Source organism: Streptomyces blattellae (assembly GCF_009709555.1).
GTDB lineage: Bacteria > Actinomycetota > Actinomycetes > Streptomycetales > Streptomycetaceae > Streptomyces > Streptomyces blattellae.
This window is the reverse complement of sequence record NZ_WJBG01000117.1, coordinates 167179-189921: the sequence shown is the minus strand read 5'-3', so window position 1 is coordinate 189921 and position 22743 is coordinate 167179. Positions and strand designations below refer to the sequence as shown.

General features: G+C 70.9%; 19 protein-coding genes and 2 pseudogenes. 7 read left to right on the top strand and 14 right to left on the bottom strand.

Annotation, left to right across the window (positions count from 1 at the left end; genetic code table 11):
* Positions 1-27: 27 nt before the first annotated feature.
* Positions 28-732 (bottom strand): uracil-DNA glycosylase, encoded by a 705-nt coding sequence (locus tag GFH49_RS09170; RefSeq protein ID WP_155055305.1) that lies wholly within the window; start codon positions 730-732, stop codon positions 28-30.
* A gap of 277 nt (positions 733-1009) precedes the next feature.
* Here GFH49_RS09170 and hslR point away from each other — a divergent pair, with 277 nt between their 5' ends.
* Positions 1010-1573 carry an Hsp15 family ribosome-associated heat shock protein gene (gene hslR, locus GFH49_RS09165; protein WP_408055892.1) on the top strand — a complete coding sequence of 188 codons (564 nt, stop codon included), beginning with the start codon at positions 1010-1012 and terminating at the stop codon, positions 1571-1573.
* 146 nt (positions 1574-1719) lie between these two features.
* On the opposite strand, the gene GFH49_RS09160 is transcribed toward hslR, so the two are convergent.
* The 3 genes and pseudogenes from GFH49_RS09160 to GFH49_RS39960 form a co-directional block, all read right to left on the bottom strand.
* Positions 1720-2217, bottom strand: coding sequence for a DoxX family protein (locus GFH49_RS09160; RefSeq protein WP_155055304.1), 498 nt, complete (start codon positions 2215-2217; stop codon positions 1720-1722).
* A gap of 104 nt (positions 2218-2321) precedes the next feature.
* On the bottom strand, positions 2322-3008 hold the full coding sequence (locus tag GFH49_RS09155; protein ID WP_155055303.1) for a class I SAM-dependent methyltransferase: 687 nt from the start codon (positions 3006-3008) through the stop codon (positions 2322-2324).
* A gap of 155 nt (positions 3009-3163) precedes the next feature.
* Positions 3164-3430, bottom strand: a pseudogene (locus GFH49_RS39960) (acyltransferase domain-containing protein); the annotation flags it as partial.
* Positions 3431-3507: 77 nt separating this feature from the next.
* On the opposite strand from GFH49_RS39960, the gene GFH49_RS09145 reads away from it, so the two are divergent.
* The gene (locus GFH49_RS09145) at positions 3508-3804 is read left to right on the top strand and encodes a DUF6343 family protein (RefSeq protein ID WP_196217903.1); all 297 of its coding nucleotides are present in this window, start codon (positions 3508-3510) and stop codon (positions 3802-3804) included.
* 53 nt (positions 3805-3857) lie between these two features.
* On the opposite strand, the gene GFH49_RS09140 is transcribed toward GFH49_RS09145, so the two are convergent.
* From GFH49_RS09140 to rpsA, 5 genes and pseudogenes are all read right to left on the bottom strand, one after another.
* A complete protein-coding gene (locus GFH49_RS09140) occupies positions 3858-4238 on the bottom strand; it encodes a tetratricopeptide repeat protein (RefSeq protein WP_155055301.1) in 381 nt (126 codons plus the stop codon).
* Positions 4239-4488: 250 nt separating this feature from the next.
* Positions 4489-5094: a dephospho-CoA kinase gene (gene coaE / locus GFH49_RS09135; RefSeq protein ID WP_155055300.1), complete on the bottom strand. Its 606-nt coding sequence runs from the start codon at positions 5092-5094 to the stop codon at positions 4489-4491.
* 39 nt (positions 5095-5133) lie between these two features.
* Positions 5134-6072, bottom strand: a complete 939-nt coding sequence (locus GFH49_RS09130) for a PAC2 family protein (RefSeq protein ID WP_155055299.1) — start codon at positions 6070-6072, stop codon at positions 5134-5136.
* A gap of 270 nt (positions 6073-6342) precedes the next feature.
* A pseudogene (locus GFH49_RS09125) lies at positions 6343-6492 on the bottom strand (amino acid oxidase); the annotation flags it as partial.
* Positions 6493-6639: 147 nt separating this feature from the next.
* Complete coding sequence (gene rpsA, locus GFH49_RS09120) at positions 6640-8139, bottom strand: 30S ribosomal protein S1 (protein WP_155055298.1); 1500 nt, start codon at positions 8137-8139, stop codon at positions 6640-6642.
* A gap of 317 nt (positions 8140-8456) precedes the next feature.
* Here rpsA and GFH49_RS09115 point away from each other — a divergent pair, with 317 nt between their 5' ends.
* On the top strand, positions 8457-9365 hold the full coding sequence (locus GFH49_RS09115; RefSeq protein ID WP_230396211.1) for a class I SAM-dependent methyltransferase: 909 nt from the start codon (positions 8457-8459) through the stop codon (positions 9363-9365).
* Between the two features lie 4 nt (positions 9366-9369).
* Positions 9370-11856: an ATP-dependent helicase HrpB gene (gene hrpB, locus GFH49_RS09110; protein ID WP_155055296.1), complete on the top strand. Its 2487-nt coding sequence runs from the start codon at positions 9370-9372 to the stop codon at positions 11854-11856.
* Here the strand turns inward: hrpB and pgfA are convergent.
* The 3 genes from pgfA to GFH49_RS09095 all read right to left on the bottom strand — a co-directional run bounded on the left by pgfA (position 11846) and on the right by GFH49_RS09095 (position 14908).
* On the bottom strand, positions 11846-12838 hold the full coding sequence (pgfA, locus tag GFH49_RS09105; protein WP_155055295.1) for a cell envelope lipid trafficking protein PgfA: 993 nt from the start codon (positions 12836-12838) through the stop codon (positions 11846-11848). The two genes, hrpB and pgfA, sit on opposite strands and share 11 nt — an antisense overlap.
* Positions 12839-12859: 21 nt before the next feature.
* Complete coding sequence (locus GFH49_RS09100; RefSeq protein WP_155055294.1) at positions 12860-12994, bottom strand: SPW_0924 family protein; 135 nt, start codon at positions 12992-12994, stop codon at positions 12860-12862.
* Positions 12995-13183: 189 nt separating this feature from the next.
* Positions 13184-14908, bottom strand: a complete 1725-nt coding sequence (locus GFH49_RS09095) for a lytic transglycosylase domain-containing protein (protein WP_155055293.1) — start codon at positions 14906-14908, stop codon at positions 13184-13186.
* A 317-nt stretch (positions 14909-15225) separates the two neighbouring features.
* Between GFH49_RS09095 and GFH49_RS09090 the strand changes: the two genes are divergently transcribed.
* Positions 15226-16065: a DUF4184 family protein gene (locus tag GFH49_RS09090; RefSeq protein WP_155055336.1), complete on the top strand. Its 840-nt coding sequence runs from the start codon at positions 15226-15228 to the stop codon at positions 16063-16065.
* Here the strand turns inward: GFH49_RS09090 and GFH49_RS09085 are convergent.
* A complete protein-coding gene (locus tag GFH49_RS09085) occupies positions 16001-16405 on the bottom strand; it encodes a hypothetical protein (protein WP_155055292.1) in 405 nt (134 codons plus the stop codon). The two genes, GFH49_RS09090 and GFH49_RS09085, sit on opposite strands and share 65 nt — an antisense overlap.
* Positions 16406-16766: 361 nt before the next feature.
* Positions 16767-19493, bottom strand: a complete 2727-nt coding sequence (gene polA, locus GFH49_RS09080) for a DNA polymerase I (RefSeq protein WP_155055291.1) — start codon at positions 19491-19493, stop codon at positions 16767-16769.
* 221 nt (positions 19494-19714) lie between these two features.
* Between polA and GFH49_RS09075 the strand changes: the two genes are divergently transcribed.
* Positions 19715-21994: an FdhF/YdeP family oxidoreductase gene (locus tag GFH49_RS09075; protein WP_155055290.1), complete on the top strand. Its 2280-nt coding sequence runs from the start codon at positions 19715-19717 to the stop codon at positions 21992-21994.
* 45 nt (positions 21995-22039) lie between these two features.
* Positions 22040-22528, top strand: a complete 489-nt coding sequence (locus tag GFH49_RS09070) for a hotdog fold thioesterase (RefSeq protein WP_155055289.1) — start codon at positions 22040-22042, stop codon at positions 22526-22528.
* The last annotated feature ends 215 nt before the right edge of the window (positions 22529-22743 follow it).

The window sequence follows — 22743 nt, the reverse complement described above, 5'->3', positions numbered from 1 at the left end:
CCGGGCACCTTAGGGTCGATCCGACGGTCAGGTCACCTCATTTGCGCGGCTCAGGCCCGCCGCCCCGGCCGCCGTGCGCAGTACGTCCCGCAGCATCGCGGGCGTGAGCCGGCCGGTGAAGGTGTTGCGCTGGCTGACGTGGTAGCAACCGAAGAGGTCGAGCCCGTCGAGTGGGACCCTGGCCCCGTGCGCGAAGACGGGCCGCGGCCTCGGCACGCCCCACCCGGCCTCGGCGAGCGCGGGCAGCGTGGCCTGCCAGCCGAAGGCACCGAGCACGACCATCGCCCGCAGCGTCGGCCGCAGCAGCGTCAGCTCCTGAACGAGCCAGGGGCGACACGCGTCCCGCTCGCCTGGCGTGGGCTTGTTCGCGGGCGGGGCGCAGTGCACGGGCGCGGTGACGCGGACGCCGTACAGTTCGAGACCGTCGTCGGCCGCCATGGAGCTGGGCTGCGACGCCAGCCCGATGTCGTACAGCGCCTGATACAGAACGTCCCCGGAGCGGTCCCCCGTGAACATCCGCCCGGTGCGGTTCCCACCGTGCGCGGCAGGCGCCAGTCCCACGATCAGCAACCGGGCATCCGGCGGCCCGAACCCCGGAACCGGCCGCCCCCAGTACGTCCAGTCGGCGAAGGCAGCACGCTTGGTACGGGCCACCTCCTCGCGCCAGGCGACCAGCCGCGGGCAGGCCCTACAGCCCGCAACCCGCTGGTCGAGATCGGCGAGGACATCCATGGGCCCAAGGTAGTCCTACGCCCTCCTCTCCCCTCTCCCCTCTTCGTCTTCCGGCGGTGGCTTCGCCCCAGGGATATTCCGGCAGGTTCACCGGCACGGGGACTAAGGTCGAGACATGGCTTCGGAAGCTACGGACCGCGACGAGACGAACGGCTGGGCGGACAGCTCGACGAACAGCTGGACGAACAGCTGGACGAACAGCGAAAGCGGTACGCCCCAGGGACCCGACATCCAGACCCCGGGACAGGACGGGCCCGAGGTGCACAAGGGGCAGGAAATGCCTGAGGTGCACGAGGGACCGGCCGCTGTCGACGCCGACGCCCTCGCAACCGCTGCCGCCGAAGTCGCCGAAGCCGCCGAAGCCGCCGAAGCCGCCCGCCCGCAGAACGGCGAATCCGTCCGCATCGACAGCTGGATCTGGTCGGTACGCCTGGTCAAGACCCGCTCGACGGGCGCCGCCGCCTGCAAGGGCGGCCACGTGCGGGTGAACGGCGAGCGGGTGAAGCCCTCCCACTCCGTCCGCGTCGGCGACGAAGTCCGCCTCCGGCACGAAGGCCGGGAACGGATCGTCGTCGTCAAGCGCCTGATCCGCAAGCGGGTCGGCGCCCCGGTGGCCGTCCAGTGCTATGTCGACAACAGCCCGCCGCCTCCGCCCCGCGAGGCCGTCGCCCCGGCCGGCATCCGCGACCGCGGCACGGGCCGCCCCACCAAGCGAGACCGCCGCGAATTGGAACGCCTGCGGGCGCTGCGCGGACTGAGCGGCCGACCCATGGGAGGCCGTCCCGCAGAAGGCCGTCCGACGGGAGAGCGCCCGACTGGAGACCGATCCGAAGACCGCTGATCGGGTCCCGGGCTCTGCTCCGATGCCGGGTCACCGGGCCGCGGTGTCACTGGCTGCCACTCGGAGGCCGGTGCCACTTCTTCGAAAGGCACCGGCCTCCGAGCAGCGACCACCCTGCCGCCCTCCCCCGGGCCGCCCTCCCCCGCTCACCCCCTTCGTCTCACCAACCGCAGAAGATCCGCGTTGTGCCCGCGCCGAGCCCAGGCGATGAGCGCGAGCGGCACGATGAGGATCAGCGGGGTCGCGGCATTCTCCCCGTCGAAGTACGTGAGGGTGACGACGAACGCGCCCACCATCAGACCGCTCAGCGCCATCGCCGCCACCGACTGCAGCACCGGGATCAACAGCGCTGTGCCTCCGGCCAGTTCGAGGACGCCGATGATGTACATCCCCGTGCTGCCCCAGCCCATCTCATCGAAGCCCTCGGCGGCGGTGGGGTGCGCGATGAGCTTGGGCAACGCGCTCGCGATCACGTAGAAGAGGGCTAGCAGCACCTGCAGGCCGCGCAGGGCGATGCGGGCACGCCCACCACGGGCGGTCGCGGACTCGGCGATGACGACGCGGCGGGACGAGGGGGCAGCGGCGGCGGTGACGGATGCGGTGGTGACGGATGCGGTGGTGACGGATGCGGCGGTCTCGGACATCGAGGTCTCCCGTGGGAAGCGGTCCGTGTTGCTGTCACAGAGGAAGACCGGCGCCCACTCCAGAACTCATCGCTGTCCGGCAGCTCCTTCCTCGTCCCGTCGGCTCACTCTCCTCCGGCGGGAACCGCCCGCACCCATATCCGGTCGTCCGTCAGGTACTTGTCCACCTTCAGCCCCGCCTCCACCAGCGCCTCCTCGAACTGCTCCTCCGTCAGCGGCCGTGCCAGGAACGTCTGGGTCCACACCGCGTCCGGGAACTCGTACTCCGCGCGCACCGAGTTCACCCCGTCGCCGACCGGCTCCGAGGACACGATCCGCAGGGTGAAGCCACGGGGATCCATACGCTCGCGCGGCAGGTCCGCGTGGTAGTCCTCTCCCTCCCGCTGGATCAACACACAGCCGCCGTCGACGACATGCCGGACGCACGTCCGCAGGAGCCCTCGCCGTACCTCGACGTCACCGGAGTGCACGAGGAACGACGCGAGCAGCACCACGTCGAACGTCCCGCCCAGGTCGAGATCCTCGATCGCGCTGCATATCGTGCGCGCCCCGCGGACGCGTGCGAGCATCTCCGCGGATTCGTCCACCGCCGTGACCGTGAAGCCGCGTTCCAGGAGCGGGTGGGTCATTCGCCCCACGCCGCAGCCCAGCTCCAGAATGTGCGCGCCCGCCGGGACGGCCCCGGCGATGATGTCCGGCTCTTCCCCGGCAGGCAGCCGTGAGTAGAGCTGGACCGCACAGCCGTCCGGGGTGATCGCCCCGGGTCCCGTCCCCTGATGTCCGCTTCGCATGTTCAGCCCCATGCCCGCACAACGGCCCGCGACCGCACGGCCGTTCCCACCCCACCACTGTTCACCCGTTCGAGCTACACCCCACGCAACAAGCCCCACGCAACAAGCCCCACACGACAAGCCTCACACGACGGACCCCACTCGACGTGCTCCGCTCACCACGGAAACCAGCCATGCCCGATATACCAATGGCCGCCCGCCCGCAGATGATCCCCGACCGCCCGCTCCACCGGCGTACGCCGCGGCAGGCTGTCCGGCCCGCCCACGGGCAGGTCCGGATTCCCGAAGACGAACTGCACCGGCTCCGTAGCCGCGGGCTCCGTATCCGCGGACTACGTATCCGCGGGCTCCAGATCCTCCCGGGCGACCCGAAAGCGCTCCTGGAACCGGACGACGCTGCCCTCGTCGGTCAGTGCCCGCCGCGTACTCCGGCAGCGGATGAGCCCTTTGGTGAACGTCCGTACCGAGGAGTACGTTGCAGACAGGAGTGGTGATCCCGATGCGTACGGGCAGTGAACCGGCGACCGCGCGCAGTGCACTGCGGGCGCGCTTCTGGCTGAGTGTATGGGGCCTGGTCTGGGCGGTCTTCGGCACGGTCGCTTTCGCGCTCGCCGGACGCCCGGGGTGGGCGATCGCCTGCGGGGTGCTGTGGCTGGTGATCACCGTGGACATGGCGCTGATCCTCCGGCACATCCGCCAGGGCCCGCACTACCAGCCGGGCCGCGGCATACCGCCGTACCGACCGCCGGATGAGCACTACCCGACCCGACCGCACCAGCGGCGCCCACCCCCGTGACCGGCCGACTGGCTGCCGCCGTGGCCGCAGCCCCATGACCGGCCGGCGGATGCTCACCCGTCGAAGCGTGCCGCCTTCACATACTCCGGGTTCGGATCCAGCGCGGCCGCCAGCCGGAAGTGGCGCTTGGCCTCGTCATGCCGCGCCTGTCGCTCATACGTCCGGGCCAGGGCGAAGTGGGCGAACGCGTTGTCCGGCTCGCGCTCCAGGACGATGGTGAACTCCAACTCGGCAGGTCGCAGTTGCGCGGCAGCGAAGAAGGCCCGCGCGCGCAGCAGCCGGGCGGCGGTGTTCTCCGGGTGCGCCGCGATCACTCCGTCGAGCAGTTTCACCGCACCCCGCGGGTCTCGCGCGGCGAGCAGATGCTCAGCGGCACGGAAATCGATGACATGGGTCTCCGGAGTACGTCCGGTTGATCCGCTGGTCTCGGGCACGCCACAGTCCTTCCCTCGCTGAACGGGTTCAACGCCCGCGACACGGCCGCGATTCCACGGTCGTCGTCGAGCAGTACCCTGTCGCGCCGACCGCCGACCGCCGACCGCCGACCGCCGACCGCCGACCGCTGACGGCTGACGGCTGACGGCTGACGGCTGAACGTCCTGCGCCGGCGCCGCCGGGTCACCCCGGGCGGAGCAGTGGGCCCGCCTACCTCCACGTCCGCGTCCTCCCGCCCCCTTCGGGCGGCTAGCGCGACGCGTGGGCCCGTCCGACGAGATCCGCCCAGACCTCGCGCACACGGGCCTGAAGCTCCTCCATCGGTACGTCGTTGTCGATGACGATGTCCGCGATCTCCAGCCGCTTCTCGCGGGTGGCCTGCGCGGCCATACGCGCGCGTGCATCCTGCTCCGTCATGCCGCGCAGCCGGACCAGCCGGTCGAGCTGGGTCTCGGGGCTCGCGTCGACGACGACCACGACGTCGTACAGCGGCGCGAGGCCGTTCTCCGCGAGGAGCGGGACGTCGTGGACGACCACGGAGTCCTCGGCGGCGGCGCTTTCGAGTTCACGGGAGCGTGCGCCCACCAGCGGGTGCACGATCCCGTTCAGCACGGCCAGTCTGCCGGGGTCGGCGAAGACGATGGAGCCCAGCTTGGGCCGGTCCAGGCTGCCATCCGCGGCGAGCACCTCCGTACCGAAGGCCTCGACGACCGCCGCGAGACCGGGAGTTCCCGGCGCGACGACCTCGCGCGCGACACGGTCCGCGTCGATGAGGACGGCCCCCTGCTCCACAAGCAGCCGTGACACCTCGCTCTTGCCGGCGCCGATGCCACCGGTCAGGCCCACTTTCAGCATGAACGGCAGCTTAGGGCCTGCCGCTGACAGCGCACCGGGTCAGGTGTCGCCCTCCCGCTCCGCCAGGAAGCGCTCGAACTCCAGCCCGATCTCGTCCGCCGACGGAATGTCCATGGGTTCGGCAAGCATGTTGCCCCGCGTCTCGGCGCCCGCGGCGGCGTCGTACTGGTGCTCCAGGCCCTGGACGAGGGCGACCAGTTCCTCGTCGCCCTCCTGGATCTGCCGGTCGATCTCGGTCTGCGTACGATGGGCGTCCGTGCGCAGGGCGTGCGCGATGCCCGGGAGGACCAGTCCGGTCGCTGCCGTGATGGCCTCCAGGACGGTCAGCGCGGCATCAGGGTAGGGGGAACGCGCGATGTAGTGCGGCACGTGCGCGGCGACGCCCAGGACCTCGTGACCGGCCTCCATGAGGCGGTACTCCAGCAGCGCCTCGGCGCTGCCCGGCACCTGCGCCTCGTCGAACGGGCTGCTGCGGCCGGGGACCAGGTCGGTGCGGTTGCCGTGCGGGGTGAGGCCGACCGGGCGGGTGTGCGGGACGCCCATGGGGATGCCGTGGAAGTTCACGGCCAGGCGCACGCCGAGCCGCTCCACGATCTGCTGCACGGCCGCGGCGAAGCGCTCCCACTCCACGTCCGGCTCGGGCCCGGACAGCAGCAGGAAGGGCGCCCCCGTCGCGTCCTGGACGAGCCGCACCTCGATGCCGGGCACGTCGTAGTCGGTCCAGCGGTCGCGCCGGAAGGTCAGGAGCGGACGGCGCGCACGGTAGTCCACGAGCCGGTCGTGGTCGAAGCGGGCGACGACCTGGTGGGGCAGTGAGTCGAGGACCCGGTCGACGATCTGGTCGCCGGTTTCGCCCGCGTCGATGTAACCGTCGAAGTGGTAGAGCATGACAAGGCCGGCCGACTCCTGGGCCAGCGCCACGTCGACGACGGCCAGGCCCTTCGGCTCCCATGCGTACAAACCCTGCGGATCAAGCACTGTGACCGCTCCTCCTCGTGTTCGTACTGCACAACGCAGCCCAGGACACGGGCATTCCCACCCGTGTCCCTGATCAGGCCTCCCTCACCCTCTTTTCATACGCCGCCGCTGGGCGTGATCCATCGCCGGCCCAGTGGTTCACGAGGACAGCACGCGCGCGTGGAGGCTGTTACGGCCTTCCGGGCGGAGGTGAACGCGCCGTGTGCCAGCCGTCGGTGTGGCTGAGCCAGTCCCCGGCGAACCAGACGCGTCCGGTGAGCTCGTTCAACGCCGCTCCCGGTCGGTGGCCGCCAACTCCTTGTCGAGGGCACCCCTGTCGGTGGCCTTGGCGAGCAACTCCGCGACACACCCGTAGACATCGGCCTTGGCCGTGCGACAGCGCATCGACTCGACCATCCCGGCCGACTCGTTGTAGATGTACGACGTAGATGTACGACGTAGATGCACGACGTAGATGCACGACGTAGATGCACGACGTAGATGCACGACGTAGATGCACGACACTGAGGGACCGCACCTCGAAAGGTGCGGCCCCTCAGTCAACCGCTGAGCCTCAGCGGCAGGCGATCAGCTCTGGCCGCCCGCCAGCTTCTCCCGCAGCGCGGCAAGCGCCTCGTCCGAGGCCAGCGCGCCGGAGTTGTCCGGGCCCTCGGAGGAGTACGAACCGCCACCGGACGCGGCCGGAGCGGCACCCGCAGCGTCGCCACCCTCGGCAGCCGCCGCAGCGTCCGCCTCGCGGGACTTGATGACCTGCTGCTGGTGCTGCTCGAAGCGCTGCTGCGCCTCGGCGTACTGGCGCTCCCACTCCTCGCGCTGCTTCTCGTACCCTTCGAGCCAGTCGTTGGTCTCGGGGTCGAAGCCCTCGGGGTAGATGTAGTTGCCCTGGTCGTCGTACGACGCGGCCATGCCGTACAGCGTCGGGTCGAACTCGACGGAGGCCGGGTCGGCGCCGAAGGACTCGTTTGCCTGCTTCAGCGAGAGGCTGATGCGACGGCGCTCAAGGTCGATGTCGATGACCTTGACGAAGATCTCGTCGTTGACCTGGACGACCTGCTCCGGGATCTCCACGTGGCGCTCGGCCAGCTCGGAGATGTGGACCAGACCCTCGATGCCCTCGTCCACGCGGACGAACGCTCCGAACGGAACCAGCTTCGTGACCTTGCCGGGCACGACCTGGCCGATCTGGTGGGTGCGGGCGAACTGCTGCCACGGGTCTTCCTGGGTCGCCTTCAGCGACAGGGAGACACGCTCGCGGTCCATGTCGACGTCGAGGACCTCGACGGTGACTTCCTGGCCGACCTCGACAACCTCGGAGGGGTGGTCGATGTGCTTCCAGGACAGCTCGGAGACGTGGACCAGACCGTCGACGCCACCCAGGTCCACGAAGGCACCGAAGTTGACGATCGAGGAGACCACACCGGAACGGACCTGACCCTTCTGGAGGGTCGTGAGGAACGTCTGGCGGACCTCGGACTGGGTCTGCTCCAGCCAGGCACGGCGGGACAGGACCACGTTGTTGCGGTTCTTGTCCAGCTCGATGATCTTGGCTTCGAGCTCCTTGCCCACGTAGGGCTGGAGGTCGCGAACGCGGCGCATCTCGACCAGAGAGGCCGGGAGGAAGCCACGGAGGCCGATGTCGAGGATGAGACCACCCTTGACGACCTCGATGACGGTACCGGTGACGATCCCGTCCTCTTCCTTGATCTTCTCGATGGTGCCCCAGGCACGCTCGTACTGGGCGCGCTTCTTCGAGAGGATCAGGCGGCCTTCCTTGTCCTCCTTCTGGAGAACAAGGGCTTCGATCTCGTCACCGACGGCGACGACCTCGTTCGGGTCGACGTCGTGCTTGATCGAGAGCTCGCGGCTCGGGATAACGCCTTCGGTCTTGTAACCGATGTCGAGCAGGACCTCGTCCCGGTCGACCTTCACGATGACGCCGTCGACGATGTCGCCGTCGTTGAAGTACTTGATCGTCTCGTCGATCGCGGCGAGGAAGGCTTCCTCGTTACCGATGTCGTTGACCGCTACCTGCGGGGTGGTGGCGGTGGTCTCGGTGCTGCTCGTCATGTGGGAAAGGGCTCCGGTACGGACATTGAAGTCGTAGGTACTGCGTTACGCCGGGAGCCCGTTTCGCTCTGCAGAAGCCGGACAGCCTAGGAAGCGCCACCGAAAACGCTGGTGGCGCCTCGACAACCGAGGGGACATACAACAGATGCGAGCGCAGCCTGCTACGTCTGAGGTGCGCAGGCCCGCAGCGCAACTTGTAGCATACGGGGGCAGCAGGACAGGGTCAATGCGCGAAGGCGCACACCCGGGGCGGATCGCCGCATACCCGGCACAATACGTGTCTCTTGAGGCCACGCATGGCCCAAGGAGCCCCTCGCGTGACACCACCGCGACGGGTTGGACGGAAGAGCCCGCAGACTAATACGAGGGAGCCGATCATCCAAGAGCCCGATGCGTTCGAGCCGGAAGCCACCCGACGTGACGCCGGTGTCGCGGAGAGCGCCCGGGCCAACCGGGGCTGGTGGGACCGCAACGCGGACGAATATCAGACCGAGCACGGCACGTTCCTCGGGGACGACAGGTTCGTGTGGTGCCCTGAAGGCCTCGACGAGGTGGAGGCGGAGCTGCTCGGCCCGTCGGAGGAGCTGAAGGGCAAGGCCGTCCTGGAGATCGGCGCCGGCGCGGCCCAGTGCGCGCGCTGGCTGGCCGCCCAGGGCGCCCGCCCGGTGGCCCTGGACCTCTCCCACCGCCAGCTCCAGCACGCGCTGCGGATCGGCGCCGCGTTCCCGCTGGTGCAGGCGGACGCGGGCGCGCTGCCCTTCGCCGACGCCTCCTTCGACCTGGCGTGCTCGGCGTACGGGGCGCTGCCCTTCGTGGCCGATCCGGTGCTGGTGCTGCGCGAGGTGCGACGGGTGCTGCGGCCCGGCGGACGCTTCGTCTTCTCGGTCACCCACCCCATCCGCTGGGCCTTCCCCGACGAGCCGGGCCCGGAGGGCCTGTCCGTCTCCGCGTCCTACTTCGACCGCACGCCGTACGTCGAGCAGGACGAGACGGGCGGCGCGGTCTACGTCGAGCACCACCGCACGCTCGGCGACCGGGTACGCGACGTCGTGGCGGCGGGCTTCCGTCTGGTGGACCTGGTGGAGCCGGAGTGGCCGGAGTGGAACACCTCGGAGTGGGGCGGCTGGTCGCCGCTGCGGGGGAATCTGATCCCGGGCACGGCGATCTTCGTGTGCGAGCGAAGCGAGATGGGGGCACCCCCGGCCGGAGGCTGGGGGAGAGACTGAGCGCGTGATCCGTTACGACGCCCTGGACGCGCTGCCGGTACGTGGCGCCCTGCCCGCGCTGGACGACGCCCTGGACGCGCACGGCACGGCGGTCCTCGTGGCGCCGCCCGGCACGGGCAAGACGACCCTCGTGCCGCTCGCGCTGTCCGGACTGCTCGGGGACGGTCCCGTGCGTCGCGTGATCGTCGCCGAGCCGCGGCGGATCGCGGCCCGTGCGGCGGCGCGGCGGATGGCGTGGCTGCTGGGCGAGAAGGCCGGTGACAGCGTCGGCTACACCGTGCGCGGGGAGCGGGTCGTGGGGCCACGCGCGCGCGTGGAGGTCGTCACGACCGGTGTGCTGTTGCAGCGGCTGCAGCGCGACCAGGAGCTTGCGGGCGTGGACGCCGTGGTCCTCGACGAGTGCCATGAGCGGCATCTGGACGCGGACACGGTGGCGGCGTTCCTGTGGGACGTGCGGGAGACGCTGCGGCCGGAGCTGCGGCTGGTGGCCGCGTCCGCGACGACCGACGCCCAGGGGTGGGCGCGGCTGCTCGGCGGGGCGCCGGTGGTCGAGGCCGAGGGGGTCTCGTTTCCGGTGGATGTGGTGTGGGCGCCACCCGTACGTCCGGTACGCCCGCCGCACAGCATGCGCGTCGACCCGGCGCTGCTCACGCATGTGGCGTCGGTGGTGCGGCGGGCGCTGGCCGAGCGGTCCGGGGACGTGCTGTGTTTCCTGCCGGGTGTCGGGGAGATCGCGCGCGTGGCCGGGCAATTGGGGGGTCTGGGTGACGTCGAGGTGCTTCAGGTGCACGGGCGGGCGCCGGCGGCGGTGCAGGACGCCGTGCTGTCTTCCGGAGTACGGCGCCGGGTGGTGCTGGCGACGTCCGTGGCCGAGTCCTCGCTGACGGTTCCCGGTGTGCGGGTGGTCGTCGACTCGGGGCTGACGCGGGAGCCGCGGGTCGATCACGCGCGCGGGCTGAGCGCGCTGACGACGCTTCGGGCCTCGCGGGCGGCCGGGCGGCAGCGGGCGGGGCGGGCCGGACGTGAGGCGCCGGGGGCGGTGTACCGGTGCTGGGCGGAGGCCGAGGATGCGCGTCTGCCGCGTTTCCCGTCGCCGGAGATCAAGGTGGCCGACCTGACGGCGTTCGCCCTGCAGGCGGCGTGCTGGGGCGATCCTGAGGCCTCCGGACTGGCGCTGCTGGATCCCCCGCCGGGCGGGGCGATGGCGGCGGCGCGGGCCGTGCTGTCGGCGATCGGGGCGGTGGACTCGGCCGGGCGGGCCACGGAGCGCGGCCGGCGGCTGGCGCGGCTGGGGTTGCATCCGCGACTGGGGCGGGCCCTGCTGGACGCCCCTGGTGGGGGCGCGGAGGTCGTGGCGCTGCTTTCCGAAGAGGTGCCGCGGGACTACGGGGATGATCTGGCGGCTGCGCTGCGCACCGCCCGGCGTGGCGGTGACGCCTATGCGGGTCGGTGGCGGGCGGAGGTGCGGCGGCTGCGGGCCGCGTCGGAAGGGGTTTCCCACCCGTCCGCCGGCGACGGCGATGACCGTCTCGTCGGGCTGGTCACCGCCCTCGCGTTTCCCGAGCGGGTCGCAAAGGTGGACGGCGGTTCTTGGCTGATGGCCTCCGGGACCCGCGCCGAACTCGGTGCGGACACCGGGCTCCGCGGCGTCGGCTGGATCGCCGTGGCCGCGGCGGACCGGCCCATCGGCAAGGGGCACGCGCGCGTGCAGCTCGCCGCCCCGGTGGACGAGGACACGGCCAGGTCTGCGGCGGCGTCACTGTATTCCGAGGACCACGAGGTGCACTGGGCCGACGGGGATGTCGTCGCACGACTGGTGGAGCGGCTCGGCGCCATCGAACTGGCGGTGCGGCCGCTCGACAACCCCGACTCCGTTCTCGTACGCAACGCCCTTCTCGACGGGCTGCGGCAGGAGGGGTTCGCCCTGCTGCGCTGGACGCCGGACGCCGACGTACTGCGGCAGCGGCTCGCCTTTCTGCGTCTGCACCTCGGTGAGCCGTGGCCCGACGTCTCCGACGATGCGCTGCACGCGCGCGTGGAGGAGTGGCTGGAGCCGGAGCTGGGCCGTGCGCGGCGCCGTGCGGATCTCGCTCGTATCGACGCCGGAGCGGGGCTCACCCGGCTGCTGCCCTGGGCCTCCGGCGATGCCGCGCGGCTCGACGAACTCGCCCCCGAGCGCATCACCGTACCCAGTGGGTCCAGAATCCGGATCGACTACTCCAATCCGGAACGGCCTGTCCTCGCCGTGAAGTTGCAGGAGATGTTCGGCCTCCAGGAGTCGCCGGGCCTCGCCGGTGTGCCGGTGCTCGTGCATCTGCTCTCGCCCGCCGGACGGCCCGCTGCCGTCACCGCTGACCTGGCGTCCTTCTGGAGGGACGGCTACAACGGCGTACGGGCGGAGCTGCGCGGCCGGTATCCGAAGCATCCGTGGCCCGAGGACCCCGCCACCGCCGAGCCGACCCGGCACACCAACGCCCGGCTCAGGCGCTGACCGGCTCCGGTGCCGCCGTCTCCACGCCCGCCGGGTCGGCCGGGCGGCGGCTGCGCGCCTCAAGGTAGAGGGAGAGGGCCAGCAGCAGGGCGCCGAGGATGAGGAAGCCCCACGGCAGGTACGACGTCATCAGCAGGACCAGGGTGCGGTTGGAGTTGACCAGGTCCACGGTGGACTTGATGTAGTCCTCGCGCATCTTCACGTGCCCGGCGAACGCCGTCACCTTGTCGCGGTCGCCGAGCAGGGTGCCGCCGCGCAGTTCCTCCTCGTGGATCTCCTCGCCGTAGACGGGGGCGCCGGTGAGGGGTTCGACCCAGAACTTGCGGACGGTGGTGTACCAGCGGGTGGTGCCGGTCTCGGCGATCGATTCCGGTGTGACGCCTTCGACCGGCATCGTCTTGGGCATCGGCACCTTCGTCCACGGGATGGTCTGCTCGAAGTAGTAGACGTCGACGCCGCGGAAGTCCCGTGTGCCCTTGTAGTGGATCGGCGCCGTGACGCGCGCCTGCGCGTCGAAGTACTCGTAGTCCCGTTTCTCCGTCAGGAACGGCCACTTGAACTCGATGCCGTCCCGGCGCACCGGGTCGCCGTCGACCATCTCGCCCGTGGCGTGGACGGGTTCCTGGGTGTGGGCGTCGAAGATGTAGCGCTCGGGGATCTGGGAGACCATCTCGCCGTCGGGGCCGACGACGTACGACAGCCCGTCCCAGACGACGACGTCCTTGCCCGCGGTCTTCTCGATCTTCTCGGACTCCTCCACGTTGCCCTTGAGGGTCTGCACGATGGTGACCTTGGGGACCTTGCGCGCCTGCATCGTGGCGTAGTCGAGGAGGGTCGCGTCCTTCGCCTCCAGGACCATGTCCTGGTACTGGTTCGGCGGGATCTTGGCCAGGCGAGGGAAGGCGTACCAGCGCAGCAGGGGGGACAGCGCCGCGAAGAACACGGCGAGGGCGAGCAGGATCAGGCTGGCCTTGCGGCGCATCTCGGCCTCCCTCCCGGGTGGTCAGGGGTGTGCGGGCACCGTTGTCAGGAGCGGCTTCGGGGAGGTCTCGCCCGTGGGCGAGCCCAGCGCCGTGATGGTGAGTACGAGGGCCAGAGCGACGGCGAGACCGGTCGCGGCGGCGATCAGGGCGCGCATGCGGACGCCTCCCGACAGGCGGAACTGATACATCGTCAGGTCCGGCACGGTAGCAACGGGCGAGTGAGATGAGAACACGTTGCACACACAACGACGGCGCCCCCTCGGCGAAGGGGCGCCGTCGTCGTCGTAGAAAGCCGTGTGAAGTGGCAGAAAGCCGTGTGAACTTGTGAGAACGGGGACGAAAGGTTACGCGCTGGGGCTGGCCGACGGGCTCGGGGAGGACGTCTCCGCGGCCGCCTCCACCGTCAACTCGACCGTGAGCGTCGCCCCGCCCGCCGTCTCGATGCGGAGCAGGAACGTGCCGGCGGTGTCGTCCGCGTACAGCTTCGGCAGCGTCAGCAGCCCGTTCGCGTCGGTCTTCAGACCGGTCAGGGTGCGTACGGTCGCGCCGTTCGCGTCCTTGAAGTAGGGGCCCTTGTCGTTCTCGGACGGGTCGAGGTCCGACGTGACCAGTGTGGCGGTGGCGGCGACGTCGTCCGCGGCCTCGCCCTGGTACGTCGCCTTCACCTCGACCTGCTCGGCGAACTCGCCGCCGACCGGGCAGGTCACAGCAGTGCTGCTGGTGCGGGTGAGGGCGTCGGCCACGCGTTCGGTGACGGTGGCCGAGTAGCTGAGGGCGCTGACCGTGCGGCCGACGACGGTGGCGCGGACGGTGAAGTCGCCCGTCTCCTCGCCTGCCTTCAGCGCCGGGGCGACGGCGACACCGGAGTCGTTGGTGAGGACCGTGGCCACGCTCTCGCCGCCGGTGAAGGTGGCGTCGGAGTCGCCGGTGATCGTGAAGCGGATCCTGACCTTGCCGACCGCCTCGCCGTCCGCGGTCTCGGCACGGGTGCTGATCTTCTGGGTGAACGCGTCGCCCGCCTGAGCGGTGAGCGTGGCGGTGCCCGCGTCCTCCAGGTGGTCCACCGTGTCGGTGGGGGTGCTCGGGGTGGTCGGGGTGGTCGGGTCGCTCGGCGAGCCCGACGGCGGCGTGGGGCTCGGGCTCTGGGAGCCGCCGCCTTCGCTCGCGGGCGGCGTCGGGGTCGGCGACGTGGTGCCCGGCGGCGTCGGCGACGGGTCGGGGCTCGCCCCGCTGGTGCCGTCGCTGCGGTCGCTCGGCAGCGTGCCCGTGCCGTCCGGGATCTCGTGGGTGCCCTTGCGGTAGTAGTCCAGCCACGACAGGACCGTGTTCAGGTAGTCCTGCGAGTTGTTGTAGCTGAGGATCGCGCTGTTGAGGTCGGACTCGGTGGACAGGTCCCAGCCGTAGCGGCACAGGTAGTGACCGGCGGCGAGCGCGGCGTCGTAGACGTTGTTCGGGTCCTCCTCGCCGTCGCCGTTGCCGTCGCGGCCCGCCCACGACCAGGTGGACGGGATGAACTGCATGGGCCCGACGGCACGGTCGTAGGAGCTGTCGCCGTCGTAGGCGCCGCCGTCGGTGTCGCTGATGTTCGCGAAGCCGTCGCCGTTGAGCTGCGGGCCGAGGATCGGGCTGGTGGTGGTGCCGGCGGAGTCGACGCGTCCGCCGCGGGCGTGACCCGACTCGACCTGGCCGATGGCGGCGAGGAGTTCCCAGGGCAGGTTGCAGCCGGGCTTGGACTCCTGCAGGGCCGCCGCGGCCTGCTGGTAGGCGTCCAGGACGGTGGCGGGAATGCCCGCCTCCGAATCGCCGCGGGAGGCGGGGGTGCCGATGGTCGGCGTCGGGCTGGGGGTGTTGAGCGGCGGCAGGTCCGTGTAGTACGGCGAGTTGCCGGTCGCGCTCTCCTCGGGGGGCGCCGCGTCGGGGGCGGACTGGGCCTCGCCGGCGGTCCGTCTGCCGGAGTCGTCGACCGTGACGCCCGGAGCCTGGGACGCCGACAGCGCTGCGACCGCCAATGCGGCCGCGGCTGTCGTCGCCGCACCTGCGCGCAGCCTCCTGCCGAATTGCGCCGCCATAAAGTGAACCCCTCCCGTGGGCGCCTCGCGCCCTTCTCCGACTGCTGTGCCCGTCCCGGGGGACGATCGGCCCGCCGCGGCGGTTGCCCTTGCGGGGCCCGCCGGTGTTCTGTTGATGGGGTCGGTCACGCCCCTGGGTATGCCGACTCAGGTGACCCTACGGCAACTTTCTTTGCACGGGCACCCGTTCGAGCCGGGTCTTGACCGGTTGGCCATATGTCGTCGGGCCGCTACGGCCGCACCGGTCATCCCGCATACTGGACACCGATGATCAACGGGACCGGCAGGTCCGCCAACGTCCGTCGCGGGGGATGCAGTTGCCGTTCACGCTGAGCCATGCGGCGGCCGTGCTGCCCGCCGTGCGCACCGACGGCACCGGCCGCGGCCCGCTGGTGCCGGCCGTTCTCGTGACCGGCTCCTTTGCGCCCGACTTGACCTATTACGCGGCGAGTGTCCTGTCCGGAGCGATGGAATTCGGCGATGTCACCCACTCGTTCGGCGGCGTCTTCACCGTCGATGTGGTCCTCGCGTGGGCCCTCGTCGGGCTGTGGCTGCTGGCGCGCGAGCCTCTGGTGGCGCTGCTGCCGCGGGAGCGGCAGGGCAGGGTGGCCACCCTGGTGCGCTGCGGGGCGCCCCGCGCGCGTGTCCGGCCGTCCCTGGTGGCGCGGTGGTACGTCTCCGCCGCGCTCGGCGCGCTGACCCATGTCGTGTGGGACGCGTTCACGCATCACGACCGGTGGGGGACGCGGCTGTTTCCCGTCCTGGGCGAGGAGGTGGCCGGCTCGCCGTTGTACTGGTACCTGCAGTACGGCGGCTCGGCGGTCGCCGCGCTCGTGATCGCCGTGTTCGTGGCGTGCGCGCTGCGGCGGACACCGTCGGCCGAGCCGGTGGGGGTGCCTGCCCTGTCGATGCGGGACCGATGGGCAGCGGGCGCGGTGATCGGCGGGTGTGCGGCCGTGGCGGCGGTGGAGCGGGCGGTTAGGTGGTGGGGCGACTGGGGCTCCGTGGCGAAGCCCTGGGAACTGATTCCGACCCTGTGCTTCGGGGCCGGCGCCGGCCTGGTCCTCGGGCTGCTGCTCTACGCCGTCGGCGTCAGGGTGTGGCGCGGTTCCCCGGCGGTGGTGGAGCGGAGCCGGAGCCGTCCGGCCGCCCGCTGACGGTGGACGCGGTCGCGATGAACACGGTGACGGTCTGCACGGGCCGCGACCGCGGCAGCCGGGAGAGGACCAGCGCCAGGTAGCTGCGGGCCAGGTCGGTCCACAGGCGCCAGTCGGGCCGGTGCCCTGGCTGTACGCCGGCCTGCTCGCGGTCGCTGGAACGGTGCCGGAGCCTTGCGGCCGCCCCGCGCAGCACCGCCGGGAGGTCGGCGGGGAGGCGGGCGGTGCTTGCGCCGGCCGAGAAGACCGGGACCCGTGGGGGCGGCGTGGACGGGGTCGCGTCGGCGTTCGCCTGCGCCAGTGCCCATGCCGTCCGGCGGTTGAGCATGCGTATACCCATGCGGGCATCCTTACGGGCGCCGGGGGCGGGGGCGTGTTCGCGGGGGCCACGTGGGTGACGGGCCCTCCGGGGGTGGGCCGGGTTCCTGAGCGTCTGCCGGGTCGCGCTTGTATCGGGGCTGCGGGTCGTGGGGCTGGTCGCGCCCCCGCGGCGGAGCCGCACATCGGCACCCAGCCCCGCGCCCCTTCGGGGCGCGTTGCAGTCCCGCCCGCCGAACACCACAGGGTGAGCCAGGCGCCGACTCGCCTTCGGCCGGGCTGAGTGCCGAGTCAGCAATGAACCACCCGACACCCGGCCCGACCGCCGGAGACTAGGGCGACTTTCGCAAGTCCCGCCTGCCCCGCGACGCCTGGCACGCGCCCTAGTGCGCTGCCGACTCCCAGTCCGGGCCCGCGCCCACCGAGACGCCCAGGGGGACGCGGAGGTGGACGGCGGTGGCCATTTCGCGGCGGACGAGTTCCTCTGCGGCGGCACGCTCTCCCGGGGCGATCTCCAGGACGATTTCGTCGTGGACCTGGAGCAGCATGCGGGAGGTGAGGCCGGCCTCGCGCAGGGCCCGGTCCACGTTGAGCATGGCGATCTTGACGATGTCGGCGGCCGTGCCCTGGATGGGTGCGTTGAGGGCCATCCGCTCGGCCGCCTCACGCCGCTGGCGGTTGTCGCTGTTGAGGTCGGGAAGGTACCGGCGGCGCCCGAAGAGCGTCGCCGTGTAGCCCGTCGCCCGTGCCTCGTCGACCGCGCGGCGCAGATAGTCCCGTACCCCGCCGAAGCGCTCGAAGTAGGCGTCCATCAGGGCGCGCGCCTCGGCCGCCTCGATGTTCAGCTGCTGGGAGAGGCCGAAGGCCGACAGGCCGTACGCCAAGCCGTACGACATCGCCTTGATCTTGCGGCGCATCTCCGCGTCCACCGCCGTGGGCTCGACGGCGAACACCTGCGAGGCCGCCGTGGTGTGCAGGTCCTCCCCCGACGTGAACGCCTCGATCAGGCCCTCGTCCTCGGAGAGGTGGGCCATCACGCGCAGCTCGATCTGGCTGTAGTCCGCGGTCATCAGGGACTCGAAGCCCTCGCCGACCACGAAGCCCCGGCGGATCGCCCGGCCCTCGTCCGTGCGGACCGGGATGTTCTGCAGGTTCGGGTCCGTCGAGGACAGACGGCCCGTCGCCGCGACCGTCTGGTTGAAGGTGGTGTGGATACGGCCGTCCGCCGCGACCGCCTTGATCAGGCCCTCCACGGTGACACGCAGCTTGGCCTGCTCACGGTGGCGGAGCATGATCACCGGCAGTTCGTTCTCCGTCTGCGTGGCGAGCCAGGCCAGCGCGTCGGCGTCGGTGGTGTAGCCGGTCTTGGTGCGCTTGGTCTTGGGCAGGGCCAGCTCGCCGAAGAGGACTTCCTGGAGCTGCTTGGGCGAGCCCAGGTTGAACTCGTGCCCGGCCGCGGCGTGCGCCTCCTTCACGGCCTGTTGCACGGCGCCGGCGAACATCTGCTCCATCGCCTCCAGGTGGATCCTGTCGGCGGCGATGCCGTGCCGCTCCATGCGGGCCAGCAGCGCGGACGTCGGCAGCTCCACGTCCCGCAGGAGGTCCGCGGCGCCCACCTCCGTCAGCCGCTCACCGAATGCCTCGCCGAGGTCGAGGACCGCGCGGGCCTGGATCATCAGCGCGTCGGCCTCGGCGCCGTCGTCCGTGCCGAAGGCGAGCTGGCCGTCGGCCGCGGCGGCCGGGGCCAGCTCGCGGTGGAGGTACTCCAGGGACAGCGCGTCCAGGTCGAAGGAGCGGCGGCCCGGCTTGACCAGGTAGGCGGCGAGCGCGGTGTCCATGGTGACGCCGTCGACGCTCCAGCCGTGCTCGGCGAAGACCCGCATCGCACCCTTGGCGTTGTGGAACACCTTGGGGCGGCCGGCGTCGGCCAGCCAGGCGGCGAACGCCGTCTCGTCGGCCTCGTCCAGCTGGGCGGGGTCGAACCAGGCGGCCGCTCCCCCGGGCTCCGCCAGGGCCACCTCGGCGACCGAGCCGGTGCCGAGCGCCCAGGTGTCGACGGTGGCGACACCCAGCCTGTCGGTGCCGTGCTCCGCCAGCCACGGAGCCAGCTCGCCGGTGCCGAGCACCGTGCCGTCCAGCTCCACGCCGTCCGTGGCGAGGGGGGTCGACTCGGCCTCCTCCGCGCCGGGGTCGACGGCGAAGAGGCGCTCACGCAGCGACGGGTTGCGGATCTCCAGGGTGTCCAGCACCATCGCGACCGCCTTGCGGTCGTACGGCGCCCGCTCAAGGTCGGTGACGGTCTTCGGCAGCTCCACCTGCCGCTCCAGCTCGGTGAGCCGGCGGTTGAGCTTGACGGCCTCAAGGTGATCGCGCAGGTTCTGACCGGCCTTGCCCTTGACCTCGTCGACGCGCTCGACCAGGTCCGCGAAGGAACCGAACTGGTTGATCCACTTCGCGGCGGTCTTCTCACCGACGCCCGGGATGCCCGGCAGGTTGTCGGAGGGGTCGCCGCGCAGCGCCGCGAAGTCGGGGTACTGCGCCGGCGTCAGCCCGTACTTCTCGAAGACCTTCTCCGGCGTGAACCGGGTCAGCTCGGAGACGCCCTTCGTCGGATACAGCACCGTGGTGTGCTCGGAGACCAGCTGGAAGGAGTCCCGGTCGCCGGTGACGATCAGCACTTCGAAGCCGTCGGCCTCGGCCTGCGTCGCGAGGGTGGCGATGACGTCGTCCGCCTCGAAGCCGTCCACCGCGAAGCGCTGCGCCTGCATCGCGTCGAGCAGTTCGCCGATCAGCTCGACCTGACCCTTGAACTCGTCCGGGGTCTTGGAACGGTTCGCCTTGTACTCCGTGAACTCCTCGGAGCGCCAGGTCTTGCGGGAGACGTCGAAGGCCACCGCGAAGTGGGTGGGCGCCTCGTCGCGCAGCGTGTTGGCCAGCATCGACGCGAAGCCGTAGATCGCGTTCGTCGGCTGGCCCGTCGCGGTCGTGAAATTCTCGGCGGGCAGCGCGAAGAACGCGCGGTAGGCCAGCGAGTGCCCGTCCATGAGCATCAGCCGCGGGCGGTCGCCGCCGGGGGTGCTGTCGGTCTTCTTCGATGCTGTTTCTGCCACGTCCACGATCCTGCCACGCCCCACTGACAGTCGGGACCGCGGTGAGTTCACCGCCGCGGAAACCCCGGGCGGCGGCTGATCGCCGGTGCGGCGGAGAAGGACTGCGCAGGCTGTGGCAGCGATCTTCACAAGATCGACCGCGATCGTTGTCACCGGCACATGCGAGGATCGGAGAGGTACCTCACACACGCAGTGGCAGCAGTCGTAGAGGAGAGCGCTCGATGGCAACGAAGCCGCCCCAGGGTGATCCGGTTCAGGACGCGCCGCAGGTCGCCGAGCCACAGCGCGCGGCGGCGGGCCTCCCTGCCATCGGGCACACCCTGCGCGTCGCCCAGCAGCAGATGGGTGTGAAGCGGACCGCGCTGACCCTGCTGCGCGTCAACCAGAAGAACGGCTTCGACTGCCCGGGCTGCGCCTGGCCGGAACCGGACCACCGGCACAAGGCGGAGTTCTGTGAGAACGGCGCGAAGGCGGTCGCCGAGGAGGCCACCCTGCGCCGGGTCACCTCGGAGTTCTTCGCCGCGCACACGGTCGCCGACCTCGCCACCCGCTCCGGGTACTGGCTGGGCCAGCAGGGACGGCTGACGCACCCCATGTACCTCCCCGAAGGGGGAGACCGCTATGAGCCGGTCACCTGGGAGCGCGCTTTCGACATCATCGCCGAGGAACTCACCGCCCTCGGCTCCCCGGACGAGGCCCTCTTCTACACCTCCGGCCGGACGAGCAACGAAGCCGCCTTCCTCTACCAGCTCTTCGCCCGCGAGTTCGGCACGAACAACCTGCCGGACTGCTCCAACATGTGCCACGAGTCGTCCGGCTCGGCGCTGTCCGAGACGATCGGCATCGGCAAGGGCAGCGTCCTGCTCGAAGACCTCTACCAGGCGGACCTGATCATCGTCGCCGGCCAGAACCCGGGCACCAACCATCCGCGCATGCTCTCCGCCCTGGAGAAGGCCAAGGCCAACGGCGCGAAGATCATCAGCGTGAACCCGCTGCCCGAGGCGGGCCTGGAGCGCTTCAAGAACCCGCAGACACCGCAGGGCATGCTCAAGGGCGCCGCGCTCACCGATCTGTTCCTGCAGATCCGCATCGGCGGCGACCAGGCCCTCTTCCGCCTGCTCAACAAGATGATCCTCGACACCGACGGCGCGGTCGACGAGGACTTCGTACGCCGACACACCCACGGCTTCGAGGAGTTCGCCGAGGCCGCCCGTGCCGCCGACCGGGACGAGACGCTCACCGCGACCGGCCTCGAACAGCGGCAGATCGACGAAGCCCTCCGGATGATCCTCGCCTCCCAGCGCACCATCGTCTGCTGGGCCATGGGCCTCACCCAGCACAAGCACTCCGTACCGACCATCCGCGAGGTGGTCAACTTCCTTCTCCTGCGCGGCAACATCGGCCGCCCCGGCGCGGGCGTGTGCCCGGTGCGCGGCCACTCGAACGTGCAGGGCGACCGCACCATGGGCATCTTCGAGCGCCCCGCCCCCGCCTTCCTGGACGCCTTGGAGAAGGAGTTCGGCTTCGCACCCCCGCGCGAACACGGCTACGACGTCGTACGCGCCATCCGCGCGATGCGCGACGACAAGGCGAAGGTCTTCTTCGCCATGGGCGGCAACTTCGTGTCCGCCTCCCCCGACACCGAGGTCACCGAGGCGGCGATGCGGCGTGCCCGGCTGACCGTGCACGTCTCGACGAAGCTCAACCGCTCACACGCCGTCACGGGCGCGCGTGCGCTCATCCTGCCCACTCTGGGGCGCACCGAGCGTGATCTGCAGGGCAGTGGCGAGCAGTTCGTGACCGTCGAGGACTCGATGGGCATGGTGCACGCCTCCCGCGGCCGGCTGGAGCCCGCGAGCACGCATCTGCTGTCCGAGCCGGCGATCGTGAGCCGCCTGGCCCGCCGCGTCCTCGGCGACGCGTCCCGCACACCCTGGGAGGAGTTCGAGAAGGACTACGCCACGATCCGCGACCGCATCGCGCGCGTGGTCCCCGGCTTCGAGGACTTCAACGCGCGCGTGGCACACCCCGGAGGCTTCGCCCTGCCGCACGCCCCGCGCGACGAGCGCCGCTTCCCGACCGCCACCGGCAAGGCCAACTTCACCGCCGCGCCGGTCGAGTACCCGCGGCTGCCCGAAGGACGGCTGCTGCTGCAGACACTGCGCTCGCACGACCAGTACAACACCACGATCTACGGCCTCGACGACCGCTACCGCGGCATCAGGAACGGCCGCCGCGTCGTCCTCGTACACCCCGAGGACGCCCGCGCACTCCACATCGCGGACGGCTCGTACGTCGATCTCGTCAGCGAGTGGCAGGACGGCGTCGAACGCCGCGCGCCCGGCTTCCGCGTCGTGCACTACCCGACCGCGCGGGGCTGTGCGGCCGCCTACTACCCGGAGACCAACGTCCTGGTCCCGCTCGACGCCACCGCGGACACCAGCAACACCCCGGCCAGCAAGTCCGTCGTCGTACGTCTGGAACAATCGGCGACCGACTGAGCGTTTGCTCAGTCGGATGCGACCGACGACGAACGGAGCCGGCCCATGGGCGAGCAGCAGCACGTGAAGTTCCCGCAAGAGGTCATAGACGAGTACGCGGCACTCGGCGTCGACCTCGTCGCCATGTTCTCGGCCGGACACCTGGGCACGCGCATGGGAGTGGAGATCGTCGAGGCCTCCGCCGACCGCGTCGTCGGCACCATGCCCGTCGAGGGCAACACCCAGCCGTACGGACTGCTGCACGGCGGCGCCTCCGCCGTACTCGCCGAGACCCTCGGCTCCATCGGCTCCATGCTCCACGCCGGCAGCGCCAAGATCGCCGTCGGCGTCGACCTGAACTGCACCCACCACCGCGGCGTCCGCTCCGGCCGCGTGACCGGCGTGGCGACACCCCTGCACCGGGGGCGCTCCACGGCGACGTACGAGATCGTCATCAGCGACGAGACCGGCAAGCGTGTCTGCACCGCACGGCTCACCTGCATGCTGCGGGATGTGAACCTCGGCGACACAGAGCGCGTGCGCGCGGCCGACTGAGCCGCGCAGGACCGATCGGACCGCCCCAACAGGCCGTACTCACACCGCAGACCCAGGGGGCGATCACCACATTTGGCACGGGATACGGGAAAGTACCGACAAACGCCGGATTCCCTTCCCTGGGCGTAACTCAGCGTAATACAGGCGCAATACAAGCGCACAGTTCCATCCCGGGCGCATCCGCTCCGCACGCTTCCCAGAGGCAACTCAAGTAG